The organism is Arenibacter nanhaiticus, assembly GCF_900141935.1.
Taxonomy (GTDB): domain Bacteria; phylum Bacteroidota; class Bacteroidia; order Flavobacteriales; family Flavobacteriaceae; genus Arenibacter; species Arenibacter nanhaiticus.
In genome coordinates this window covers 1-3,933 of the sequence record NZ_FQYX01000065.1, presented here as the reverse complement: position 1 = coordinate 3,933, position 3,933 = coordinate 1, and the positions used below count along the sequence as shown (strand labels likewise).

Annotated in this window: 2 protein-coding genes and 1 rRNA gene; 1 reads left to right on the top strand and 2 read right to left on the bottom strand. The window is 37.6% G+C overall.

The annotated features are described in order from the left end of the window. Positions 1-86: 86 nt before the first annotated feature. Positions 87-198 (top strand): 5S ribosomal RNA (gene rrf, locus BUA16_RS18015). A gap of 116 nt (positions 199-314) precedes the next feature. On the opposite strand, the gene BUA16_RS18010 is transcribed toward rrf, so the two are convergent. After that, entirely contained in the window at positions 315-638 is a 324-nt protein-coding gene (locus BUA16_RS18010; protein ID WP_072766093.1) for a cytochrome-c peroxidase, read from the bottom strand. A gap of 426 nt (positions 639-1,064) precedes the next feature. Next, a complete protein-coding gene (locus BUA16_RS18005; protein ID WP_072766092.1) occupies positions 1,065-3,521 on the bottom strand; it encodes a TonB-dependent receptor in 2,457 nt (818 codons plus the stop codon). Between the last annotated feature and the right edge of the window lie 412 nt (positions 3,522-3,933).

Below are 3,933 nucleotides of genomic sequence, written 5' to 3'. Positions count from 1 at the left end.
GTGGCATTCTGTCCCTTTATTATGTCAACAATATTGCGCCAAACGGCGCGGTGAGCAGGGTCCGATAGGACAGCGCACCAAAGATTTTAGGTGGCCATGGCGACGGGGCCCACCCCTTACCATTCCGAACAGGGAAGTTAAGCCCGTCTGCGCCGATGGTACTGCTACACCAAGTGGGAGAGTAGGCCGCCGCCTTTTTTTAAGAGTCCCTTCATGAAAATGAAGGGACTTTTTTTTTGCCCCTGTGCGAGCGCAGCGAAGCAACCGCCCGCTCCGCAAAGTCTTCCGACCTTGAGGGAAATTCTATACCAAAATCACAATACAGCTAGTACATTCTTTGTAGCGTCATCCTTTCCATCTATCCCATTAAATGCTGTGTTTAGAATGGTAGGCGAATTTCGGTTCATTAAGGGAATGGTGTTTTGTTTTTTGAAAGCTCTTTTGCTCCCCAAACCTCCACTGTTAGAACCGATTGATAGGTCCAAAAATTCGGCATACCCTCTAGAAGGATGGTGACAACTCGCATACGATATATCCTTATCTCCTGAGAGGATGGGCTCGTAAAACAATTGTATTCCTAATATTTCCTTCTTTTTGGAGTTGGGATTGTTTTTGGGTACTTTTATGTCGTTTGGCAAGGTGGCTAACTTAGCAATTTCCCGTGGCTGGGGGGTAGGTGTTAACGTTCCTTTTTTCGAATTTCTTCAGCTAGTGAACAAGGTGAAGAATGATGGAAAAATCAATATTATAAAAGGATTGTTTTTCATTGTTGTTATTTTCTAAATAATGTTTATGGGTTAATATGTTCAATTACAATATATAAGCGCTAATTAAGATTTTGTCCGATTTATAAGCATTGCCTATTCTATTTATCTTCCTTATCCATTTTCTGCTAAAATTATGATTTAGTTAGTTGGGAAAAAAAGGTTGGGAGTACTTTCTTGATGTATGTTTAGAATGATAAAATGTTCTTGTACAGTATCGGTAGCATCCGATGAGCTATATCGAACTGTTCATGTTCTCGAAAAACCCGGATTCCATATGGGGGAGTGATGTTTTTGGAGTTATTTTTTATTAATATATATCAATTCAAATGAATCTGGATTTACTATGCTCAATGATTTTTTATAGTAAAAATCTATGAGCTGTATTTCTATATGTTGCTCCAATGCTTCTACATCCTGCATTTTGTCGTACACCTTAAAACAACTAGTGCTTTGCTGGGCTTTAAATTCCTTTAAAAAACCATCAGCTTGTTTAATGTCTTCCACAGAAGTAAAAGCAGCGAATTCTTTTTCCATCCAGCGATGGCCAACTAATTTTTCTAAACGTTCCTCCCTTTCCACAACTAGTGCATCGTATTGGGGGCGTAATGTGAAATCTTCTTCCTTATAATCCGATAATTGTTTCTGGTGCAAGGGGTGCTTATCAACTTCTAATTTTTTAATTACAAATAAATTTTCTAGTGCCATATCTACTTTCTGCATATCGCTTTTTATTTTTTCTATTACAGTGTAAATAGCTTCATTATAAATTTTCTGAAAGTCAACATAGGCGTATAGGGCATGTAAAAAAGCTAATGCATGTAGGGTGTAGAGGGGGACTTTTTTTTGTGATTTTGCAGTCGCCAGTAATTTGGAAAGTTCGTCTTTTTTAAAAAGAGGTATATTTTCAAAAGGTGGGCTCTGGAATACGTTGGTTAATTGGCGATTGATTTCGGGGATTGTTCCCGTGTAAGAGACGTTTCGATATCTGAATTTTACCAATTTCTCACTGGGGTTCGGTTTTTGGTTGCCTTGGCCTATTGCGATGTTAATTTTAAAATTGTCAAAGGTATATCGGTACCCTAAGGTGGCAGTTAGGTCGCTAGAACTGGCCAAAGAAGTTTTCCTGGACAGCCTTAAAAAATTTAAGGAAAAATGGTGTTTTTGTTTCCAAAGGTAATTACCGCCTAGCCGAATGTTAAAAACCTGATTTTGATTTGTTCCGTTACTATAAGATCTATTGTACGAACTAGAAAGATTGGTGCGCAATTTTTTATTAAAAAACTGCTTTCCTATAGTAAATGTGGGTCCCGCGGTAAAGCTATTATCGGTGTCCCCTATGGTATTGTAAGAAGTGTTGGCTGCAAGAGAAATCTGCAGTGCTTCTTCAGGATACGTCATGGTGAATGAGGCGGTTCCATTATAGAAGGCATTTTTTCCACCCGGAATACTGTTTCCTTCTTGTTGGTTGTCAGAATTCTGGTAGACCAGGTTAAAATTTACGCCTTGTTGTTTGTGAGCTGTTTTTTTAAAGAGGTAATTAATTCCAAGATTTGCCGTTTGAGAAACTTGTCTGTAATTCAGGGTGTCTAAATTGTCAAAATCACTGATCTGGTTGATATAATTAAATTGGTCTTTTATGTTGGTATAGGATTGGAAATTAGAATAGGAAGCATTGATGCCTATGCGTTCCGAAGCGTTATAATTTAGATTTATAGCGCTGACGATACGTTGTTGGTCAGATGATTTTTCATTGTTCAGATTATCTTGTTGCAATCCAGCATTTATCGCAAGGTTTAGCTTTTCATTAAATAAATTCTGATTGGCATTTATGGTAATATTTTCCAAATCATTGTTAAAATAATAAGCTCCCAGGGTTTTATAATCCGGATCAATACGTTCATAACCTACGCCCATACTTCCTTTCCCGACAGGATAATCAAAGGAGGCATTGATGGCGTTGTAATACTTGGTGCTAATGTTTTCATCCAAGAGAAAAGCTAAGATTCCCTTTTTTGGCGCTTGATCTGTAAGCCGACTGTCTTCGGTCATACCTGAAATGGCATATTCTAAACGAATTTGTGCTTTGTCAAACACCTTAAAAGTAGACTCAAAAGACAGCACTGCATTGTCTTTTGGTGAGAGGCCAAGACTCGTGGGGTATGGATTTTCTAAAGAATTAATATCATCCTTGGCCTTAAATAGAATAACACCAAGGCTTAGGAAATCAAAATCGTAGGTCGTTTTTAATCCAACTCCCTTTCTTTGGTAGGCTGCTAGAGCATTGGGTGTGTCCTCATTGTATTCCGTGGCCTTTAATAGACGACCGTACATTCCGCTAATCTTAAACTTCCCTTCTGGAGCAATCTCAAAACCAGCACCGGTGAACTGATGTCCGCTTAAAGAATAGGGCGAAAACGACATACTGACATCGCCGATATGGGCGGTAGCCCATTTGTAGGAAGGATGTAGGCTTAGCCTATTGTAATTAAATGGATTGGGAAAATTAAAATCTTGATTAGAATAGGTAAAGGAAAGTGGAATTTGGTATAATCCGGCTATATTAAAATTCAAATTTCCCGTAAGGTAGTAGGTAAGATCTTGTCGGTTGGCCAAACCATCGTAATACACAACATTAGAGGAAATCCCACCATTATATCGGAGCCATTTTTCTTTGCCGAGTTTATCGAAATTGATATTTTGGGAAAAGCAAAAGGCACAATATATAAAAAGGCAAGGTGCTAATAACTTGTTCAATTATAAATGGTTAGGATACTAAAAATGTATATAATTATTTAGAGATGTGATAATATTTTCGATGTATTACCATAAAACATGTAATAAATAGAGTATTAGTAGTTAAGAAAATTCTTAATTTAAATGGAAGAGTATAATTTTATGTACGAAAAGACAATGTGTTAACTAGCTTTTAGTTCGTAAGAAAAGGAGGATTTCTCATAATTTCGATTTCTTAAAGGAGACTTGATCGGCTATAATTTATTAATAAAGAAGATAATACAAACTTTAGGGCTATTCTTGGTATTTTTTATTTGGGCGTTTCCCTAACGGGTCGCGCTTTCCGCTATATCTTTTTTAGGGGCTGTGCCCTCTAAAAAAGGATGCCGCTGCAATCCCTAACGCAGATTTCAATGAACAATTAGCAGGAAAC